Source organism: Pseudoalteromonas sp. BSi20439 (assembly GCF_000241165.1).
In the GTDB taxonomy this organism is placed as follows: Bacteria; Pseudomonadota; Gammaproteobacteria; order Enterobacterales; family Alteromonadaceae; genus Pseudoalteromonas.
Map to the genome: position 1 here is coordinate 1 of NZ_BADW01000055.1, position 16,785 is coordinate 16,785.

A 16,785-nucleotide genomic window follows, 5' to 3' on the forward strand; every position below is an offset into this window, starting at 1 on the left:
TTGCCTATTGCCTATTGCCTAAAAGAGGAAAAGCCGTCATTAGATTTAACATCGCAAGAACTTGAAATTTTAGAGAGTAATAATCTAATGTTGGCTTAACCAGATCTCAGGTTAATTATTTTATTGTTTGTAGCTTAATAGTCTTTAAGCGAAATAGATTCATTTAAAAAATCCAGTATATGTAATTAGACTCAATAGTATTATTCTATGAAAGCTATATATTATTTATAAGCTGAGAAAAGGTATTTGTTAAAACTGTATTGGCTTTGGATAACAGCTATAACGAAACCGGCTCTTCCATCTAAAAAACCTAGCCTTAAAAAATAATGTCGAATAAAAGCAAATATGGCAGAGCCAGTAGCTTTTGATAATGAGGCTTTTTTCCTTTTTGAATTATTTGCTTTGCGCCTAAGTTAGCATAGTGGTTTCTTTTATTAAGATAGGTAAAAATATCTTGGTGCTGGAAGTGTAAAATGTTTTCTTTTAGTGTAATTAGCTCACAGTCTTTTGTTATAACAGATTCATGCACTAAGTTTCTGTTGTAACTTGTTTTTTTCTTGTTGTATATACGGGCAATATGATCAGGGTGCCAGCCACTGTGATAAATAAACTGGCCACAAAAATATGTTAGCCGATTTATTCTTAATACATTTTCTTCACTACACCTAGGCAAAGTATTAAGTATCTCATTTTTTAATGTTTCACTAACTTCTTCATCGCAGTCAATAGCAAAAATCCAGTCGTTACTAGCTAACTGTTCAGCTCTTCGACGTTGCTCGCCAAATCCTTGCCAATCCTCTCTAATGAATATCTTATCGGTGTATTTTTTTGCAATTTCGAGTGTATTATCTGTACTGCCTGAGTCAAGCAGAATAATCTCGTCAGCCCATTTAACTGATTCTAAACAGCGGGCAATTGTATTTTCCTCATTCTTACAAATAATACAAACAGATAGTTTCAAAATATTCTTCTCATAATTAAGTTACTGACGATAGATCCTAACATAAATCCATCTACAAATTAGCTACTATAGTATTCCAAAGTATTACTTCTATGACCATTTTTATAGCTATTTTTAAATAACCAATGCTAAAGTTGATATTACCTAATTACTTAGTATTGTTTAATCTAATAGTTTGATTATATGGTTCTTTACTCTAGGGGATTTTTTATGAAACATCTTGTTGATGCAAAGTGGCTTAACATGCGTTTAAAGCAAGCTAACCTGGTTATTTTTGATGCGGGTATGTTACGTCCCTCAGCTGCGGGGGAGTACTCACCCGTTGCCATGCTACCTAAAGCACAACGGTTTGATATCAAAAAAGAACTCGCAGATCCCTCAAACCCATTGCCTAATACCTTGTGTAGTGCAGAACAATTTACTCAAGTGATGCAAAAAGCGGGAGTGAATCACGATTCACTTGTGGTGATTTATGAAGATGCAGGGTTATTCAGTGCAGCTAGAGCTTGGTGGATGTTTAAAGCCATGGGGTTTGATAACGTAAAAGTCCTCAGTGGCGGTTTAGCCAAGTGGCTTGAACTTGGGCTTCCGGTTGAATCAAACTATACACAAGCATCATTAAAAGGCGATTTTATTGCTCAATACCGGCCTGATTACTTTATTGATAAAAAACAGGTGCTAAGTGCTACTGAGGATGCCAATACAGTTATTTTAGATGCACGCGCTTATGAGCGCTTTACCGGCAAAAGTAGTGAGCCAAGAGCCGGAATGCGCAGCGGCCATATTATTAATAGCTATTCGCTACCTTTAAATAGTCTATTAGAAAATGGCGAGGCAAAATCACTCGACTTTATAAAGGCAAAGTTTAATGAATTAGTTGGTAATGCAACCCACTTACAATTTAGCTGTGGCTCTGGCGTTACTGCCTGTGCGCTTGCGCTGTTCGCTGATGAATGCGGCTATAGTAATTTAAGTGTGTACGATGGCTCGTGGAGTGAATGGGGAGCCGACAGTTCACTGCCAATTGCAGCGGGAGAGTAGATTAATTGTAGGGACAATTTTTACACCCGTTTTTGCAGCAAGTACCCCGTTTTAAAAAATACCACTTACTAAACACCATGTAACTATTTTGCATGGTGTAATCTAACCCTTCAATTAAATTATCATTGCTTCTAAATTGTTTAGCAAAAGCGATTTGAGCTTTTATTGGTTGGGTGTATATAGTCTCTAAATAGCTATTTATTTTAGCAAGAGTACATGATCGGCATAAGCAGCTGGTTGCTGTATCATTGAGTGGTAAAATAGCGGGTAACTGATAACACCAACATGCGGTTATATCATTAACATTACAGTTAAGCGTTGTATTACATTGGCTGCAGTTTATCTGGGTCATTTTAGGTCTTATTAACAGTAGAGCAGCAAGAATAACAAACATTATGAATATACAAAAAGCATTGGCTGAATTTATTACATTTGGCGAGCAAAGAGATAGTGCCATTAGTGTGATTGTTTCAACCGCAGCAAGCAATAAAATCTACCTGTACACACTCACAAAGCCTGTACTAATTAATGTACTTACGCGTTGTTTCAATAAAGAAATTGATATTGACGATTTACAGCTGTGGGCAAATGTTATTGAGTCGCGAGATGACATAAATTGCGCTGAGCATGAAGGTGTTATTTACGCGCTAAGTAATAGCGAGCAAATGGGCGAGTTGACTCATCAAAAGCTCGCACAGTTGTTAAAGCTGTTACAACAGTAGCAGGTGGTTATCAGAAAGTATGAAAGGTTTTAAGCAACAGTTTTCAGATGTTAGTAACCACTACTGGGCTAATCTCTAGCTGACAACTGAAACCTAAAACCTGTTCTTAAAGTTTACTTATGATAGCTCAAGCAAGTTTCTACTTCGTCTTTAGAGCCTAAAATAACCGCAACACGCTGATGGATGGCATCAGGCTGAATATCCATAATACGCTCAGTGCCTGTTGAAGCAATACCACCTGCTTGCTCTACTAGCATTGCCATTGGGTTTGCTTCGTAAAGTAAACGCAGTTTGTTAGGCTTATTAGGATCTTTAGTATCAGTTGGGTAAGTAAATAAGCCACCACGACTAAGTACACGGTGTACATCGCCAACCATTGCAGCAATCCAACGCATATTGAAGTTTTGAGCACGAGGGCCTGTATCTCCGGCAAGTAAATCATTAATGTAGTTTTGCATCGCCGGTTCCCAGTGGCGCTGGTTTGAGGCATTAATTGCAAATTCATTGGTTTTAGCAGAAATAGCGGCAAAATCTTGGGTAAGTAAAAAGCTACCTTGGGTTTTATCTAAGGTAAACATGCGTGTACCTTTACCCGTTGTTAGCGCAAGCATGGTCGATGGCCCATACAGTACGTAACCTGCAGCTACTTGTTGATGCCCAGGTTGCATAAAAATCTTTTCATCAGCAGCATCAGAGCCCACCGGCGCTTTCATAATAGAAAATATAGTGCCTACTAGCGAGTTAATATCGGTATTTGACGAACCATCAAGTGGGTCAAATGCAACAATGTACTCAGCATCTGGATTACCGGCAACGGTATAATCTTCTTCTTCAGAGGCAATCGCTTTAACTGTGCCTGACTCCAGCAATATATCTTTTAATAACTGATTAGACAGTACATCGAGTTTCTTTTGTGTTTCGCCTTGAATGTTTTCATCGAGGGTTGAGCCTAATACGCCCGATAATTCACCTTGACCGACGCGAAATGAAATTTCTTTACATGCCGCTAAAATAGTACGAATTAACGACAAAAGTTCTCTTGAACAGCCATCTTCTAGTAATACTGGTGGGAGTCTACGCATTCTTTTTTCCTGATAACGTGTTAAAACTAATCATAATGTGAGAGAAATTAGTTTAGAGCGCTGAAATTCGTCTTAAATAACTGTATTGTATAAATAACCCCCTATAATGGGGTAGCTACATCGCATTTAAAACGCTAATAACAAAGATAAGATTATGCAAAAAATATCACGATTAAGTTACATACTCTTTACTGTGCTGCTCTGTATGATAACCCAAGCGCACGCAGCAATTAAGTCTATTGACGAATTTACTGAAAAAATGAACCATTTCCCGGGTTATTTTTCTTTCTTTTACGATACGCAAAACGGCAATGTGTATTTAAAGGTCGATAAACTTGAACAACAATTTTTATTACAACACAGCTTACCTTATGGCGTTGGTTCTAACGACATAGGTTTAGATAGAGGCCAATTAGGCGGTACTTATTTGGTACAGTTTGAGCGCTTCGGCAATAAGGTTATGTTGCGCGCTGTAAATACTTACTACCGTGCTAACACAAGTAATCTAGCAGAGCAGCAAAGCGTTAAAGAAGCGTTTGCATCCAGTATTTTGGCGGGTTTTAAAGTTGTCGCGCAAGATGACAATGCTGCATTAATTGATTACACCCCCTATTTACTAAGCGATGTACATGGCGTAAGCCGTACTTTAGCTGCGCGCAAGCAAGGGCAGTTTAGCCTTGATGAGTCACGCAGTGCGGTATTTATGAATCGCTCAAAAGCATTTGTAAAAAATACTGAACTTGAAGCCATTCTCACCTTTAAAGGGTCTAAACCAGGTGAATATGTGCGCCAAGTGAGTGCTGATCCATACGCGCTAACCGTGCATATGCACCATTCATTAATCAAATTGCCTGATGACAATTACACGCCACGTAAATTCAGCCCGCAATCGGGTTATTGGAGTGTGGAGCATAAAAATTATGCAGCAGGGCTCGATGAGTCTATGTATGTGCGTCACATTCCACGCCATCGGTTAATAAAAAAAGATCCGAGTCTGGCTGTAAGTGAACCGGTCGAACCCATTGTGTATTACTTAGACCCTGGCGTACCTGAACCAGTAAAAACGGCTTTATTAGAAGGCGGGCAATGGTGGAATGACGCCTTTAATGCAGCAGGATATAAAAATGCATTTGAAGTTAAAGTGCTACCAGATAATGCTGATCCTATGGATGTGCGCTACAACGTTATTCAATGGGTGCATCGCGCAACTCGTGGTTGGTCTTATGGCAGTTCAATTATAGACCCACGTACAGGCGAAATTATTAAAGGCCATGTCACACTAGGATCGCTACGAGTACGCCAAGATATTTTAATTGCTGAATCACTGGCAGCGCCTTATTTAAAAGGCAATGAAGTAGCAAGTACCTTACAGGCAATGGCACTTGATCGTATTCGTCAACTCAGTGCTCACGAAATTGGTCATACACTGGGTATTGCGCACAACTTTGCTGCGTCAGTAAATAATCGTGCTTCGGTGATGGATTATCCACATCCGTTATTGAGCTTTGCAGATAATGGTCAGTTAGATGTATCTCAAGGTTATGCTAAAGGCATGGGGGCATGGGATACCCAAGTGATCAAATATGGCTACAGTGATTTTACCGGCCAAGATGAAAGCGCAGCACTCGCTGCTATTTTACAGCAAAATAAAGCGCAAGGTTTGGCGTTTATTTCTGACAGTGATGCCCGTGCAAAAGGTGGGGCGCACCCTACAGCGCATCTTTGGGATAATGGCAGTAATCCAAGTGAAGAATTACTTAGAGTGCTTGATGTGCGAAAGCAGGCGCTTGGGCAGTTTGGTATTAATAATATAAAAACTGGGGTTGCGCTATCGCAATTGGAAGAAAAGCTAGTACCGCTTTATTTGTTCCACCGTTATCAAGTTGAAGCGGTTGCTAAGCTTATCGCGGGCGTTGATTATGACTATGAGATACGCAGTGATGCACCCGTTAAAGGCGCTCAAGTTGTAACTAAAGATGCTCAACAACAAGCGGTTAATGCCATTTTAGCGACCCTAAAAGCAAGCAACTTAACGATTCCAGAGTCGATACTTTCCTTAATCGTACCTAAAGCGTATGGCGAGTCTAAATCACGAGAAAGTATAGTGGGTCGTACCGGCTTAACTATGGATGCACTTGCATTACCTGAAGTCGCCGCGCAGCATAGCTTATCGCTATTACTTAATGCTCAACGATTAAATCGTTTAGCACAGCAACAAGCACGTGATAACCGCTTTTATGGCTTAGATGAGCTGCTTAAACAATTAAATAAGCAGGTGTTTAATGTATCAGCGCCTGCCACCATGACAGGAAAAGTAACGCAACGAGTACAGTACTTAACGGCAAAAACTATGGCTGATCTTGTCGCTAGCCAAACACTAAGTCCAGAGGTGCAAGCGCAACTGCATTTTTACTTAAATAAACTAGCGGATGAGTTTAATCAACACTCTTTACTGAGCCATCCTGAAGTAGGTGACAGCGCATTTAAAGACTATTTAGCGGCGCAAATTAATCAGTTTTTAACAACAGGCCAGTGGCCTGATAACTTTAAAGCGTTACCCATACCACCAGGCTCACCTATTTAATAGTACAAGCCAGAGGATAAAGGCGCTGTATAAACGTTACGTTTCATGGTGCCTTGTTTTTAGGGTGTTACTTTTGCTTGCATAAAGTTGGTTTTTTGTTAATCTAGCCACCCCCTATTTTAGTCTTTTTGAGGTGTTTATGGCGTTTTTATCTCGTTCGATATTGGCGTTATCAATGGCACTTTTAAGCTGCAATGCAATCGCACAAAAGCAATGTGATGTTGAACTTCGTCATGGTTTAATTATTACCGATGATGTGATCCGTATTGTTGATAAAGGCCAAACTAGGGTGCAAATTAACAATAATAATCAACTGTTTATTCGAGGCTACTGGGTCGATTTAAGTACCGACGAAAGTAAAGTGCTAGAACAATTTAGCAATGGTATTCGTCAAACGGTTCCAGAGCTGGTCGATTTAGCGACTGATGGCGTAAACCTTGGGCTTAGTGCTATTGAGCATGTTGTTGAGGGCATGTCAGATAAAGAACCCGAAGTGCTAAAAACGCAATTACAATATGTAGAGCGTGCACTTATGGATAAGTTTAAGCGTGGCGACGACTTCTTTTTTATAGCCCCTCAATCGCTTTCCCAAATTGATGATTTTTTTACTAAAGAAATTAGCCAAAAAATACACTCTGCAGTACATGGCTCTTTGGGGGCTATTTTAATGTCGCTCGGGGATGCGTTTAAATCTCGAGAAGGCAATATAGAAGACCGCATGAACGACATGGGGCAACGCATGGATATCATCACCAAAGAAATCGATAAGTCGTTGCAAAAAAAAGCCCACCAATTAGAACTTAAAGCCTCTGAATATTGTGAATGCTTAAATTCTCTTGATATTACAGAGTCTCGCCTACAAGCCATTGTACCCGGGATGACAGACTTTGATTTAGTGCAGATTAAATCATAAGAGCAGGTTTTAGGCGTCAGGTTTCAGAAAGGGCTGCGGTCAGTTTGAAGCTGTTTTCCTAATACCTAAACAGCCTTACAGTTTTATCTCTGCGGCGGTTAGTGGGCGGTATTCACCTGCAGCCAGATCTTCACCTAACTTTATACCCGCAATTTGTTCACGATGTAATTCAACTACTTTGTTATCTACCGCTGCTAGCATACGTTTTACTTGGTGATACTTACCCTCAGAAATAGACAAGCGTAAACCATAATTCCCCAAGCGCTCAGCAATAGCAGGGCGAGTTAAATCTTTTTCATTGTGAAGCTGTACACCGTCGCGTAATTGCTGCAGTGCATCATCGGTAATCGGCTCTTGGGTTTCAACCAAATAGGTTTTAAATTTATTCTTTTTCGGCGAGGTAATTTTGTGTGACCAGTCGCCATCGTTAGTAATAAGCACTAGGCCAGTGGTGTCTATGTCTAAACGCCCAGCAATGTGAAAATCGGCCATGTTTGGCTCATCAAGCAAATCAAATACGGTTTTGTGTAACTCATCTGAATTAGCGCATACATAACCTACCGGCTTATTGAGCATAAAGTAGCGTTTACCTAAAAAAACTAATGGCTCGTCATAAAACAGCACGTCATCTTGTTGAGTAACTTGAAAGTCGAATGCCGTGATCACCTCGCCATTAACGCTAGCCGCTTGGCTTTTTATTGCCGCACGGGCTTTTGAGCGTGGTAACTCTGCTAAATGGCTAATAAATTTATCTAAACGGCAAGGAAATTTCATGTTGTTCACATTTTTAGTCGGCTACAATGACCGCGAGTATAGCGGATAGTGAAATACCATGACAGAGCCCAGCACAGAAATTTTAAGCCTGTACCACCGCAAAGTTTCATCAGGAGAGCTTGTTTTTGATGCGGCGCAGCACCAAGCCGTGAGTGCGTTACAGTCTTTGAGTGAGCAATTAAATCAGCCAACAAGCTGGTGGCAAAAAGCACGGTTAATCAAAGGGGTATATTTATACGGTCCTGTTGGCCGAGGTAAATCTATGCTGATGGATTTATTTTATAAAAACTTACCCACAGAAAAAAAGCAGCGCCTGCATTTTCATCACTTTATTGAAAAAATTCATGCTCAATTGGCCAAGTTACAAGGGGATAAAAATCCGCTACAAATAATAGCTAAACAGTGGGCCAAAGAGATAAAGGTACTGTGCTTTGATGAGTTTTTTGTTAGTGATATTGGTGATGCCATGATCATGGCTCGGTTATTTAACGCTTTGTTTGAACAAGGCGTGGTACTAGTCGCAACCTCTAACGCAAAACCCGAGCAACTTTATTACAACGGTTTGCAACGCGCGCGATTTTTACCAACTATCGATTTAATAAATGCGCATTGTCATGTAATTAACGTAGCGGGGGAGGAAGACCACCGCTTCAGGTACGGTAGAAGCAGTCGTCATTATTTTATTAACTTGCCCGATGCTGAATTTGAGGCTGGGTTTTTATCCGCACATTCTCATGCAATGCGTAATAATACAATAACTGTGCATGGCCGAGTGCTTCCTTATTTATTAAAAACTGACGATGCTTTACTAATTGATTTTATGGCATTGTGCTCAGGCCCTCGTAGCGCCAATGACTATATGTTTTTAGCAGAACAGTTTTCGGTAGTATACATCGCGAATGTGCCAATAATGGGAAAAGAGGCAACTGGTAAAGTTATTGTGCATGGTATAGAAGACAGCTATCAGCGCGAAAAGCAGCAGTTAGATGAACATACTCTTGATGATGAAGCTAGGCGTTTTATTGCCTTAGTCGATGAGTTTTATGATTGCCATAAATTACTGGTTATTAATGCCCAGGCTGACATTAACGAGTTGTATCAAGGTAAAAAATTAAGTTTTGAATATGCGCGAACCCAGTCTCGCATTGTTGAAATGCAAAACTGGTAGAGGTAAAAAAGAGGTGCTAGGAATAAGGTTTTAGGCTCATATCAAACTAAAACCTAAAACCTAAAACCTAAAACCTCTATTTTCTGTATCCATTTGGATTATTTGATTGCCAGCGCCAAGTATCTTGCATCATCACATCAATACCACGCTCAGCTTGCCAACCTAGTTCACTAAGGGCTTTTTCTGGCGCAGCATAACAGGCTGCAATATCACCAGGGCGACGAGGCGACACCGCATAAGGGATAGCTTGGTCGCTAGCCTTAATAAACGCATTGACCATTTGTAATACTGAATAGCCGTTACCGGTACCAAGGTTATAAACAAGTGCGCCGGTTTCTGCGGCTATTTTATCAAGTGCTTTTAAATGCCCTAAGGCTAAATCCACAACATGAATGTAATCGCGCACACCAGTACCATCTACCGTGTCGTAATCATCGCCAAATATAGCGAGCTGCTTTAATTTACCAACCGCAACTTGTGAAATGAAAGGCAGTAAATTATTAGGAATGCCATTAGGATCTTCACCAATTAAACCTGACTCATGTGCACCAACAGGATTAAAGTAGCGCAAAATAGCAAACGCAAAGCGCTCATCTGATTTAGCGATATCTTGCAGCATCATTTCAACCATTAGTTTAGACGTACCATATGGGTTGGTTGTACCGCCAACGGGGAAGTCTTCGCGTATTGGTAAGCTTGCAGGGTCACCATAAACTGTTGCAGATGAGCTAAATACCAGTTTAAACACACCCGCGTCACGCATAGCATCAACTAGTGTTAATGTTCCTTGTACGTTATTTTGATAATACGCGATTGGTTTGGCTACCGACTCACCAACCGCTTTTAAACCTGCAAAATGAATTACACTATCAATGTTATGTTTTGCAAATACTGAGTCTAAAAAGGATTTATCTAAAATATCACCTTGATAAAAAGTAATTGCTTTACCGGTTATTTTTTTCACTCTCTCAAGTGACTCTTCAGAGGAGTTACTTAAGTTATCGATAACGATAACGTCGCTGCCTTGCTGTAAAAGTTCTAAAACGGTGTGTGAGCCAATATAGCCTGCGCCACCGGTTACTAAAATTGCCATGAATGCTCCTTGGAAACCTCTGTTCAATTACCCTAATTTCACCATAAATAATGAGTTTTTACATGTATTATTTTATTTGCTTTGTAATAGTATGATCGTAAACCGTACTTTCGATTACATTTTGTGCAATTTTAATAACACCTCAGCGTAAAGATTAAGTTATAGTTCATATGTAATTGCTAAAGTGATGTATAGCGATTTGTAAAATATTCAATTGATCACAATGATCAAAATACTCGTTGGAGAAACGTATGAACTTAGTTAAAAAAATAGCAATGTTGATGTGTATTGCACTACCGAGTGTTGTTTGCGCGGGTGAGGCTCAAGTGAAATGGCATGACTTTAATGATTATCGCGATGTACGCCCATCAAACCAAACTAAAGGCTCATACCATAAGCAAATAGCCAAAAGTATTGATGAACACTTTGCAAAGCTCAGCGAGCAACTTCCTAAAAACTACAGTTTAAAAATTGAAGTCACCGATTTAGATTTAGCCGGAGACGTACGCTATGGCGGTGTTAACGAAATTCGGGTGGTTAAACCCATTCACTTTCCACGCATTGAATTTAACTATGTGCTTAGTGATGAAAGTGGCGTTGTCGCACAAGAAGATAACGTAAGTCTAAAAGATATGGGTTTTATGGATAAAATTAAAATGGGTCGAGATGAAGCGTTTTACTACGAAAAACGCTTATTAACAGAGTGGTTTGGTGAGCAAGTTTTACCGCGAATTAAGTAACATAGCGCAAAACATCTGTTCAACAGGTGTTTTGCGCAGTAAGCCCAGAGTGCTTACTTAAAGGTGGCCAACAAGGTTAGTAAGTTTTGTAGTTTAATAACTGCTTGTTTTAGCTTTTCTTCATCAAAACCGTCGCTCGATAAGCTTTCTACATCAGCGGCAACGTCTAAAACGTACGGCTTAAAGCGTTTAGCTTCAAAGCTAAATCCAGCGTCCTCGGCAAATAAGGCTTTAAATTTTCCGTGGCCTTGCTGTTGTAACTCATCGAGTTTTTTATCAGCATCAAGCGCCTGACGGTAAACAATTTTTAAGTTGGCGTTGAGTTGTTCAATTATAGAATCCATGGTTTTCCTAAAGCTTAGTGCAATGTTGCCGATAAATACTTAAGTGGGTTGGTAAAGTAATTTACCAATTCAACGACTATAATACGTGTATTACATTTAAATGTCAGGTGTGAGTTATGAATATATCAGGTGGAAATCTACCTACAATCCCTGGTGCAGGCCAAGGCGCAGAGGTTTTAACTGCTGCTTTATCTAAAAAGCAACAGCAAGCTGATGGCGCCGCTGCACTTGCGCTTATTGAAGGTGCTACACAATCCTCAAGTGCGCAAACACCGGCTAAGTCGGTTACTGCAACACTTGGAAATAATGTAAACGTTTATGTTTAAACCAATTTGAGGTCAATAGGGGTTTTACTTTTTTGGCCCCCTATTTCTCTTACCAGTTTAGGCACTAAAAATCCTGGCAGGGCTTCTAAAAGCTCTGCCATTATTTTTATGGCCTGCGCCTCATCTATATCAAAATGACTTGCGCCTTCTACCTTATCCAGTAGGTGTAAGTAATAAGGCATTACGTCTGCATCAAATAGTGCTTCACTTAAGTTAATTTGTGCATCAACGGTATCGTTAACATCTTTTAAAATAACCGCCTGATTCAATAACAGTACATTGGCTTGTTTTAGCATCTTCATGGCGTTTTTAAAGTCATTATCTATTTCGTTAGCATGGTTAATATGGTTCACGAATATAATTTTTAGTGGTGACTTTGCTAATCTTTCACATAATTGTTCAGTAATGCGTGCAGGGATCACAACGGGTAAGCGGCTGTGTATGCGCATCCGTTTTATTTGTGGTATTTGCTCAAGCTCATCTAAAAACCAGCTTATGGCATCGTCTTTGGCCATTAGTGGATCGCCACCACTTAAAATCACTTCGTTAATATTTTTATCAGCTTGTATATAGCTCAATGCATCAATAAGGCTGCGTTTATTTAACTGGTTTTCTTGATAAGGAAAATGGCGTCTAAAGCAGTAGCGGCAATTTACCGCACAACCAGTTTTAAACATGACTAAAACACGTGATTGATATTTATGTAACAGACCTGGTTGATTGTTATCTTGCTCAAGTAGCGGATCTTTATTAAACCCCGACTTAGTTAAAAATTCTTGATGGCGAGGCATAACTTGCAGCAATAAAGGATCATTTGCATCGCCATGACGAATTTTTTTTATAAAAGGCAATGGCACACGAACAGGAAACAAGCTACGAGCTTTTATGTCGTTTTCATGGACTTGGCTCGATAAACCAACCATTTCTAACAACACTTTTGGGCAGGTAACTACATTTGCTAATTCTTTTTGCCAGTTTTTATGCAAATTTGCTTCATTTCTTTGTATCATTGGCACGTAGATTACTCGAAAAATATAAATAGAGGAAACGATGGCGAATTATAGCACCAACGAGTTCAAGGGCGGCCTAAAAATTATGATGGACGGCGAACCTTGCAGTATCTTAGAAAATGAAATGGTAAAACCGGGTAAAGGCCAAGCGTTTAACCGTGTTCGTATCCGTAAGCTTATCTCTGGCAAGGTACTTGAAAAAACCTTTAAATCGGGTGAATCGGTTGAAGGTGCTGATGTAATGGATACCGATTTAGCGTACCTATACACAGACGGTGAATTTTGGCATTTCATGAACAATGAAACATTTGAACAAATCGCTGCTGACGAAAAAGCACTGGGCGATGCTGGCAAATGGTTAGTTGAAAACGATGTATGTACTATTACATTATGGAACGGCAGCCCAATTGCTGTTACTCCACCAAACTTTGTTGAGCTTGAGATCACTGAAACTGATCCGGGCCTTAAAGGTGATACAGCGGGTACGGGTGGTAAACCAGCAACGCTTAGCACAGGTGCTGTAGTACGTGTTCCATTATTCGTACAAATTGGCGAAGTAATTAAAGTAGACACTCGTAATGGTGAATACGTGAGCCGTGTTAAGTAAGCAGCAACGCGTCTTATTAATTAAATCCCGGCTTAAGCTGGGATTTTTTTTGGAGAAAATATGTCAGCAGATCTTTGGAAGCCGAGTGCCAGCATAGAGATACTTAAGCAACGAGCAGCAATTATGCGCAGCATTCGGGAATTCTTTTATGAGCGTAATGTAATGGAAGTCGAAACACCGAGTTTAAGTGCTGCCAGTGTAACCGATGTGCATTTAGCCAGCTTTAATACTACATTTGTGGGCCCAGGCCATGCTGGTGGGCTACCCCTGTTTTTGCAAACATCTCCAGAGTTTGCGATGAAACGCTTGTTAGCAGCTGGCTCAGGCGCTATTTTTCAGCTTTGTAAGGCATTTAGAAATGAAGAAGCAGGCAGTCATCATAATCCTGAATTTACTATGCTCGAATGGTATCGGCCTGGGTTTGACGAATTTGCTTTAATGGACGAAATAGATGAGCTAATGCAGCTCATTCTTGAGGTTGCTCCTGCAGAGCGCGTTACCTACCAACAGGCATTTGAACGCGCGTTAGGGGTCGATCCATTAACTGCCTCTATCACGCAGTTACAACAACTCGCATGCGAACATGGCTTTGCTGATATTGCTAAAAATGAGACTCATAAAGATACCTTACTACAATTATTATTTTGTATGAAAGTAGAGCCAACAATAGGGCAAGATAAGCCATGTTTTGTGTATCACTTTCCAGCATCACAAGCGGCACTGGCACAAATTTGTGAACACGATGAGCGTGTAGCAGGGCGCTTTGAGTTGTATTACAAAAATATGGAGCTGGCTAACGGCTTTAATGAACTCACTAATGCTAAAGAACAAGCAAAAAGGTTTAACGAAGATAACACCTACCGTGCTGCCAATGGCTTAAAGCAGGTTCCTATGGATACGCGTTTAATTGCAGCATTGGAACATGGTTTAGAGCAATGTGCGGGGGTTGCATTAGGGATTGATAGATTAGTGATGCTAGCAACCAATAAACAAAAAATAAAAGAAGTGATTGCGTTTGATGTGGCCAGAGCTTAGGTGAATTATCGCTTCGGGTTGCCGGCGACGAGCTTAGGGCGGCGGGATTCGAGCTGATGTGCGTTCCCCGCTTATATAAAATCTAAACACAATGCTTGGTTAATTTTTTGCTGACCGCCGAAAGCCAAAACCTGAAAGCTACATTTTTAACTGTAATTTGTTTAAACCATTTGGACTGCGCGAGCGGCAGCAAGCTACTCGCCTACACAAAACTAAAACACCGCGTTTGCATTAAACGCGGTGTTTTTTTATCCCTAACTGACAACTGGTAGCTGTATTACAAATTGAGTGTAAACGTAACGCCCGCTACACGTGGCTCACCTAGTTGAATATAAGTTTGGCTTGTATAACCATCTAACGGGTTGTTACCAAATTCAAAGCCGCGAGTTGGAACGGTTTCATCAAACACATTACGTGCCCACGCACGAACAGCCCAGTTTTCTGCTTCGTAACCAAGGCTCGCATTTACTAAGTTTGTATTCGGAGCTTGTGCATTATGGCTGTCTGAGAAGTAATAATCATCTTTGCCTTCAACACCTAACATAGCATATAGCTCATCAGTAACATTGTAGCGTGCACTAAATGCGTATTGATATTTAGGTGCTTGTGCTTGCTCGCGGCCATCTTGGTTTAAGCCTGATTTAGTTACAAAGTCGTTTATTTTCGTATCTAAATAGCCAGCGCTACCGCTAATGAGTAAATTATCAGTAAGTAAGTAGCTGCCTTCAATTTCAAGACCGTAGTTGCTGCCAGAGCTGGCATTGGCGACATAACCGGTAAATTGTTGATCTGATACTTGCCACGACTTTAATTGAATATTATCGCGATGCATATAAAAAGCAGCTAAACGCAGGGTAAACTTGTCATCTAGCGATGAGCCTTTAACACCAAACTCACCACTCCACAAGTACTCTGGGTCAAAGCTGGTATGCTGTTTGAAAAAATCAGCATCTAAGCTTAAACCTTCATCTTTTGCTTTTGCTAGCGCTTCTGAATTAATACCACCGGCTTTGTAACCGCGGGTGATACTGGTATAAATCATGGTGCGGTCAATAACTTGGTATTCAAGTGCAATTTTACCACCGAGCATAATATCGTCAGTTTCTTCAATAAAGCCGTTACTATCGGTGTAATCACCTTGATATTGCTCAATTCGTAAACCAGTAATAAGCGTAGTTTTTGGGCCTATTTTAGTGGCTAACTGGCCATAAGCTGCAATGTTATTGGTTTCATAGGTTGACGCAAACGGATTGGCTAACCACGTATATTGACGCTCTAAATCCACATCTCGGTTTTGATAGTAAATACCCGCCACCCAGTTACCAGCTTTACCAGTAAACTGCAGATCGAGCGCTTGATCATCACGATCGCGACTATAAATATCTGTTGAGCTATAACCATCAGGATGTAAACCGGCGGCACATAATTGCGGCTTATTAGTATCGTTACACACCCAGTCTTCATCAAAGCTATAAAAAAGTTCTGTATCAATGGCTGAAAGGTTTAAGCTGACATCAAAGGTATCAAAACCAGTGTAAGTATTATTCAGGCCAATAGCATAACTTTGTTGATTATCTTCGCCTGGTTGATCAGCAAGACTGTTGCGAGAATTATCAAGAGTAAATGCATCGTAGCCGTTATTAATATCGATATAATGCAGGTTAAGTTCTGAATTTAAATGAGCTGTGAGTTGGCTGTTTAATTTAAAGCGTGCAACTTGCTCATCTTGATCTTGAGTGGGTTTATCTAAATAAAGGTTGTCTACGTAGCCGTCAGACTTTCTGCGAAAGTAGCTAACGCGGGCACTGGTGTCATCTGTTAAGCCTGTACTAGCAGCAAGGCCTGCTTCGTGGCTGTTATAAGTGCCAGCACCTAAATGTAATTTTAAGCTAGGATCGCTGGTTGCATTAGCTGATTGCATTTGGATCATGCCCGCCATGCTATCTGCACCAAAACGCGTACCTTGAGGACCACGGTAAATTTCTACTTGGTCAATATCAAACAATAATGAACTACCCCCTAAGCCTGAATAATTAATGCCATCAATCACCAAACCTACAGATGGGTTTATTGGGTCAACAAACTGCGAGCGTAAACCGACACCGCGAATTTGAATATAGCGCCCGCGAGACGCACCTGCAGCAAAGTTTACATTGGCAGCACTGGCTAACATTTCGTCTAAATACGTTGCACCACGTTGATTCATTTCATTTTCAGAAAATAAGCTGGCACTGGCACTTAATGTTTGAATGCTTTCTTGCTGAAAGTCACCGGTAACAATGATTTTCTCTAGTTCGGTGTCATCTGCGTTAGCATAGATAGGGGCAGCGAATAAGGGTAATAACGTGGCTGTAATTAAAGACAAACGTAAGTTCATTAGGTTAC

At 40.4% G+C, this 16,785-nt stretch carries 17 protein-coding genes; 9 read left to right on the forward strand and 8 right to left on the reverse strand.

Going from position 1 to position 16,785, the window contains the following annotated elements; translation table 11 throughout:
* Positions 1-316: 316 nt before the first annotated feature.
* Positions 317-961 carry a glycosyltransferase family 2 protein gene (locus P20439_RS05145; RefSeq protein WP_008465069.1) on the reverse strand — a complete coding sequence of 215 codons (645 nt, stop codon included), beginning with the start codon at positions 959-961 and terminating at the stop codon, positions 317-319.
* Positions 962-1,171: 210 nt separating this feature from the next.
* On the opposite strand from P20439_RS05145, the gene P20439_RS05150 reads away from it, so the two are divergent.
* On the forward strand, positions 1,172-2,002 hold the full coding sequence (locus P20439_RS05150; protein WP_008115454.1) for a sulfurtransferase: 831 nt from the start codon (positions 1,172-1,174) through the stop codon (positions 2,000-2,002).
* A 1-nt stretch (position 2,003) separates the two neighbouring features.
* Here the strand turns inward: P20439_RS05150 and P20439_RS18145 are convergent, their stop codons facing one another.
* On the reverse strand, positions 2,004-2,354 hold the full coding sequence (locus P20439_RS18145) for a DUF5522 domain-containing protein (protein ID WP_035112598.1): 351 nt from the start codon (positions 2,352-2,354) through the stop codon (positions 2,004-2,006).
* 43 nt (positions 2,355-2,397) lie between these two features.
* Here P20439_RS18145 and P20439_RS05155 point away from each other — a divergent pair, with 43 nt between their 5' ends.
* A complete protein-coding gene (locus tag P20439_RS05155; RefSeq protein WP_008115457.1) occupies positions 2,398-2,724 on the forward strand; it encodes a hypothetical protein in 327 nt (108 codons plus the stop codon).
* A gap of 113 nt (positions 2,725-2,837) precedes the next feature.
* Here P20439_RS05155 and P20439_RS05160 read toward each other — a convergent pair whose 3' ends face one another.
* A complete protein-coding gene (locus tag P20439_RS05160; RefSeq protein WP_008465072.1) occupies positions 2,838-3,806 on the reverse strand; it encodes a class 1 fructose-bisphosphatase in 969 nt (322 codons plus the stop codon).
* Positions 3,807-3,960: 154 nt separating this feature from the next.
* Here P20439_RS05160 and P20439_RS05165 point away from each other — a divergent pair, with 154 nt between their 5' ends.
* Together P20439_RS05165 and P20439_RS05170 are read left to right on the forward strand one after the other, a co-directional pair.
* Positions 3,961-6,390: a zinc-dependent metalloprotease gene (locus tag P20439_RS05165; protein WP_008115460.1), complete on the forward strand. Its 2,430-nt coding sequence runs from the start codon at positions 3,961-3,963 to the stop codon at positions 6,388-6,390.
* Between the two features lie 139 nt (positions 6,391-6,529).
* Positions 6,530-7,303, forward strand: a complete 774-nt coding sequence (locus P20439_RS05170) for a YggN family protein (RefSeq protein WP_008115461.1) — start codon at positions 6,530-6,532, stop codon at positions 7,301-7,303.
* 75 nt (positions 7,304-7,378) lie between these two features.
* On the opposite strand, the gene rsuA is transcribed toward P20439_RS05170, so the two are convergent.
* Positions 7,379-8,077, reverse strand: coding sequence for a 16S rRNA pseudouridine(516) synthase RsuA (rsuA, locus tag P20439_RS05175; RefSeq protein ID WP_008115462.1), 699 nt, complete (start codon positions 8,075-8,077; stop codon positions 7,379-7,381).
* 58 nt (positions 8,078-8,135) lie between these two features.
* Here rsuA and zapE point away from each other — a divergent pair, with 58 nt between their 5' ends.
* Positions 8,136-9,245, forward strand: a complete 1,110-nt coding sequence (zapE, locus tag P20439_RS05180) for a cell division protein ZapE (protein ID WP_008115463.1) — start codon at positions 8,136-8,138, stop codon at positions 9,243-9,245.
* A 76-nt stretch (positions 9,246-9,321) separates the two neighbouring features.
* Here zapE and galE read toward each other — a convergent pair whose 3' ends face one another.
* A complete protein-coding gene (gene galE, locus P20439_RS05185; RefSeq protein WP_008115464.1) occupies positions 9,322-10,338 on the reverse strand; it encodes a UDP-glucose 4-epimerase GalE in 1,017 nt (338 codons plus the stop codon).
* 251 nt (positions 10,339-10,589) lie between these two features.
* Between galE and P20439_RS05190 the strand changes: the two genes are divergently transcribed.
* Entirely contained in the window at positions 10,590-11,078 is a 489-nt protein-coding gene (locus P20439_RS05190) for a DUF3016 domain-containing protein (protein ID WP_008115465.1), read from the forward strand.
* A gap of 53 nt (positions 11,079-11,131) precedes the next feature.
* Here P20439_RS05190 and P20439_RS05195 read toward each other — a convergent pair whose 3' ends face one another.
* Positions 11,132-11,422, reverse strand: a complete 291-nt coding sequence (locus P20439_RS05195; RefSeq protein ID WP_008115466.1) for a hypothetical protein — start codon at positions 11,420-11,422, stop codon at positions 11,132-11,134.
* A gap of 116 nt (positions 11,423-11,538) precedes the next feature.
* Here P20439_RS05195 and P20439_RS05200 point away from each other — a divergent pair, with 116 nt between their 5' ends.
* On the forward strand, positions 11,539-11,748 hold the full coding sequence (locus tag P20439_RS05200; RefSeq protein WP_008115467.1) for a hypothetical protein: 210 nt from the start codon (positions 11,539-11,541) through the stop codon (positions 11,746-11,748).
* Here the strand turns inward: P20439_RS05200 and epmB are convergent.
* On the reverse strand, positions 11,745-12,758 hold the full coding sequence (epmB, locus tag P20439_RS05205; RefSeq protein ID WP_008115469.1) for an EF-P beta-lysylation protein EpmB: 1,014 nt from the start codon (positions 12,756-12,758) through the stop codon (positions 11,745-11,747). The two genes, P20439_RS05200 and epmB, sit on opposite strands and share 4 nt — an antisense overlap.
* 40 nt (positions 12,759-12,798) lie before the next feature.
* On the opposite strand from epmB, the gene efp reads away from it, so the two are divergent.
* Both efp and epmA read left to right on the forward strand, forming a co-directional pair.
* Positions 12,799-13,365 carry an elongation factor P gene (gene efp / locus P20439_RS05210; RefSeq protein WP_010390517.1) on the forward strand — a complete coding sequence of 189 codons (567 nt, stop codon included), beginning with the start codon at positions 12,799-12,801 and terminating at the stop codon, positions 13,363-13,365.
* Between the two features lie 60 nt (positions 13,366-13,425).
* Entirely contained in the window at positions 13,426-14,400 is a 975-nt protein-coding gene (gene epmA, locus P20439_RS05215) for an elongation factor P--(R)-beta-lysine ligase (protein WP_008115473.1), read from the forward strand.
* 277 nt (positions 14,401-14,677) lie between these two features.
* On the opposite strand, the gene P20439_RS05220 is transcribed toward epmA, so the two are convergent.
* Positions 14,678-16,777: a TonB-dependent receptor gene (locus P20439_RS05220; protein ID WP_008465080.1), complete on the reverse strand. Its 2,100-nt coding sequence runs from the start codon at positions 16,775-16,777 to the stop codon at positions 14,678-14,680.
* Positions 16,778-16,785 lie beyond the last annotated feature (8 nt).

What these genes read in the sequence shown, in the direction of transcription:
- P20439_RS05150 (WP_008115454.1), top strand. Translation starts at nt 1,172, where the DNA reads ATGAAACATCTTGTTGATGCAAAGTGGCTTAACATGCGTTTAAAGCAA.
- P20439_RS18145 (WP_035112598.1), bottom strand. Translation starts at nt 2,354, where the DNA reads ATGACCCAGATAAACTGCAGCCAATGTAATACAACGCTTAACTGTAAT.
- P20439_RS05155 (WP_008115457.1), top strand. Translation starts at nt 2,398, where the DNA reads ATGAATATACAAAAAGCATTGGCTGAATTTATTACATTTGGCGAGCAA.
- P20439_RS05160 (WP_008465072.1), bottom strand. Translation starts at nt 3,806, where the DNA reads ATGCGTAGACTCCCACCAGTATTACTAGAAGATGGCTGTTCAAGAGAA.
- P20439_RS05165 (WP_008115460.1), top strand. Translation starts at nt 3,961, where the DNA reads ATGCAAAAAATATCACGATTAAGTTACATACTCTTTACTGTGCTGCTC.
- P20439_RS05170 (WP_008115461.1), top strand. Translation starts at nt 6,530, where the DNA reads ATGGCGTTTTTATCTCGTTCGATATTGGCGTTATCAATGGCACTTTTA.
- rsuA (WP_008115462.1), bottom strand. Translation starts at nt 8,077, where the DNA reads ATGAAATTTCCTTGCCGTTTAGATAAATTTATTAGCCATTTAGCAGAG.
- zapE (WP_008115463.1), top strand. Translation starts at nt 8,136, where the DNA reads ATGACAGAGCCCAGCACAGAAATTTTAAGCCTGTACCACCGCAAAGTT.
- galE (WP_008115464.1), bottom strand. Translation starts at nt 10,338, where the DNA reads ATGGCAATTTTAGTAACCGGTGGCGCAGGCTATATTGGCTCACACACC.
- P20439_RS05190 (WP_008115465.1), top strand. Translation starts at nt 10,590, where the DNA reads ATGAACTTAGTTAAAAAAATAGCAATGTTGATGTGTATTGCACTACCG.
- P20439_RS05195 (WP_008115466.1), bottom strand. Translation starts at nt 11,422, where the DNA reads ATGGATTCTATAATTGAACAACTCAACGCCAACTTAAAAATTGTTTAC.
- P20439_RS05200 (WP_008115467.1), top strand. Translation starts at nt 11,539, where the DNA reads ATGAATATATCAGGTGGAAATCTACCTACAATCCCTGGTGCAGGCCAA.
- epmB (WP_008115469.1), bottom strand. Translation starts at nt 12,758, where the DNA reads ATGATACAAAGAAATGAAGCAAATTTGCATAAAAACTGGCAAAAAGAA.
- efp (WP_010390517.1), top strand. Translation starts at nt 12,799, where the DNA reads ATGGCGAATTATAGCACCAACGAGTTCAAGGGCGGCCTAAAAATTATG.
- epmA (WP_008115473.1), top strand. Translation starts at nt 13,426, where the DNA reads ATGTCAGCAGATCTTTGGAAGCCGAGTGCCAGCATAGAGATACTTAAG.
- P20439_RS05220 (WP_008465080.1), bottom strand. Translation starts at nt 16,777, where the DNA reads ATGAACTTACGTTTGTCTTTAATTACAGCCACGTTATTACCCTTATTC.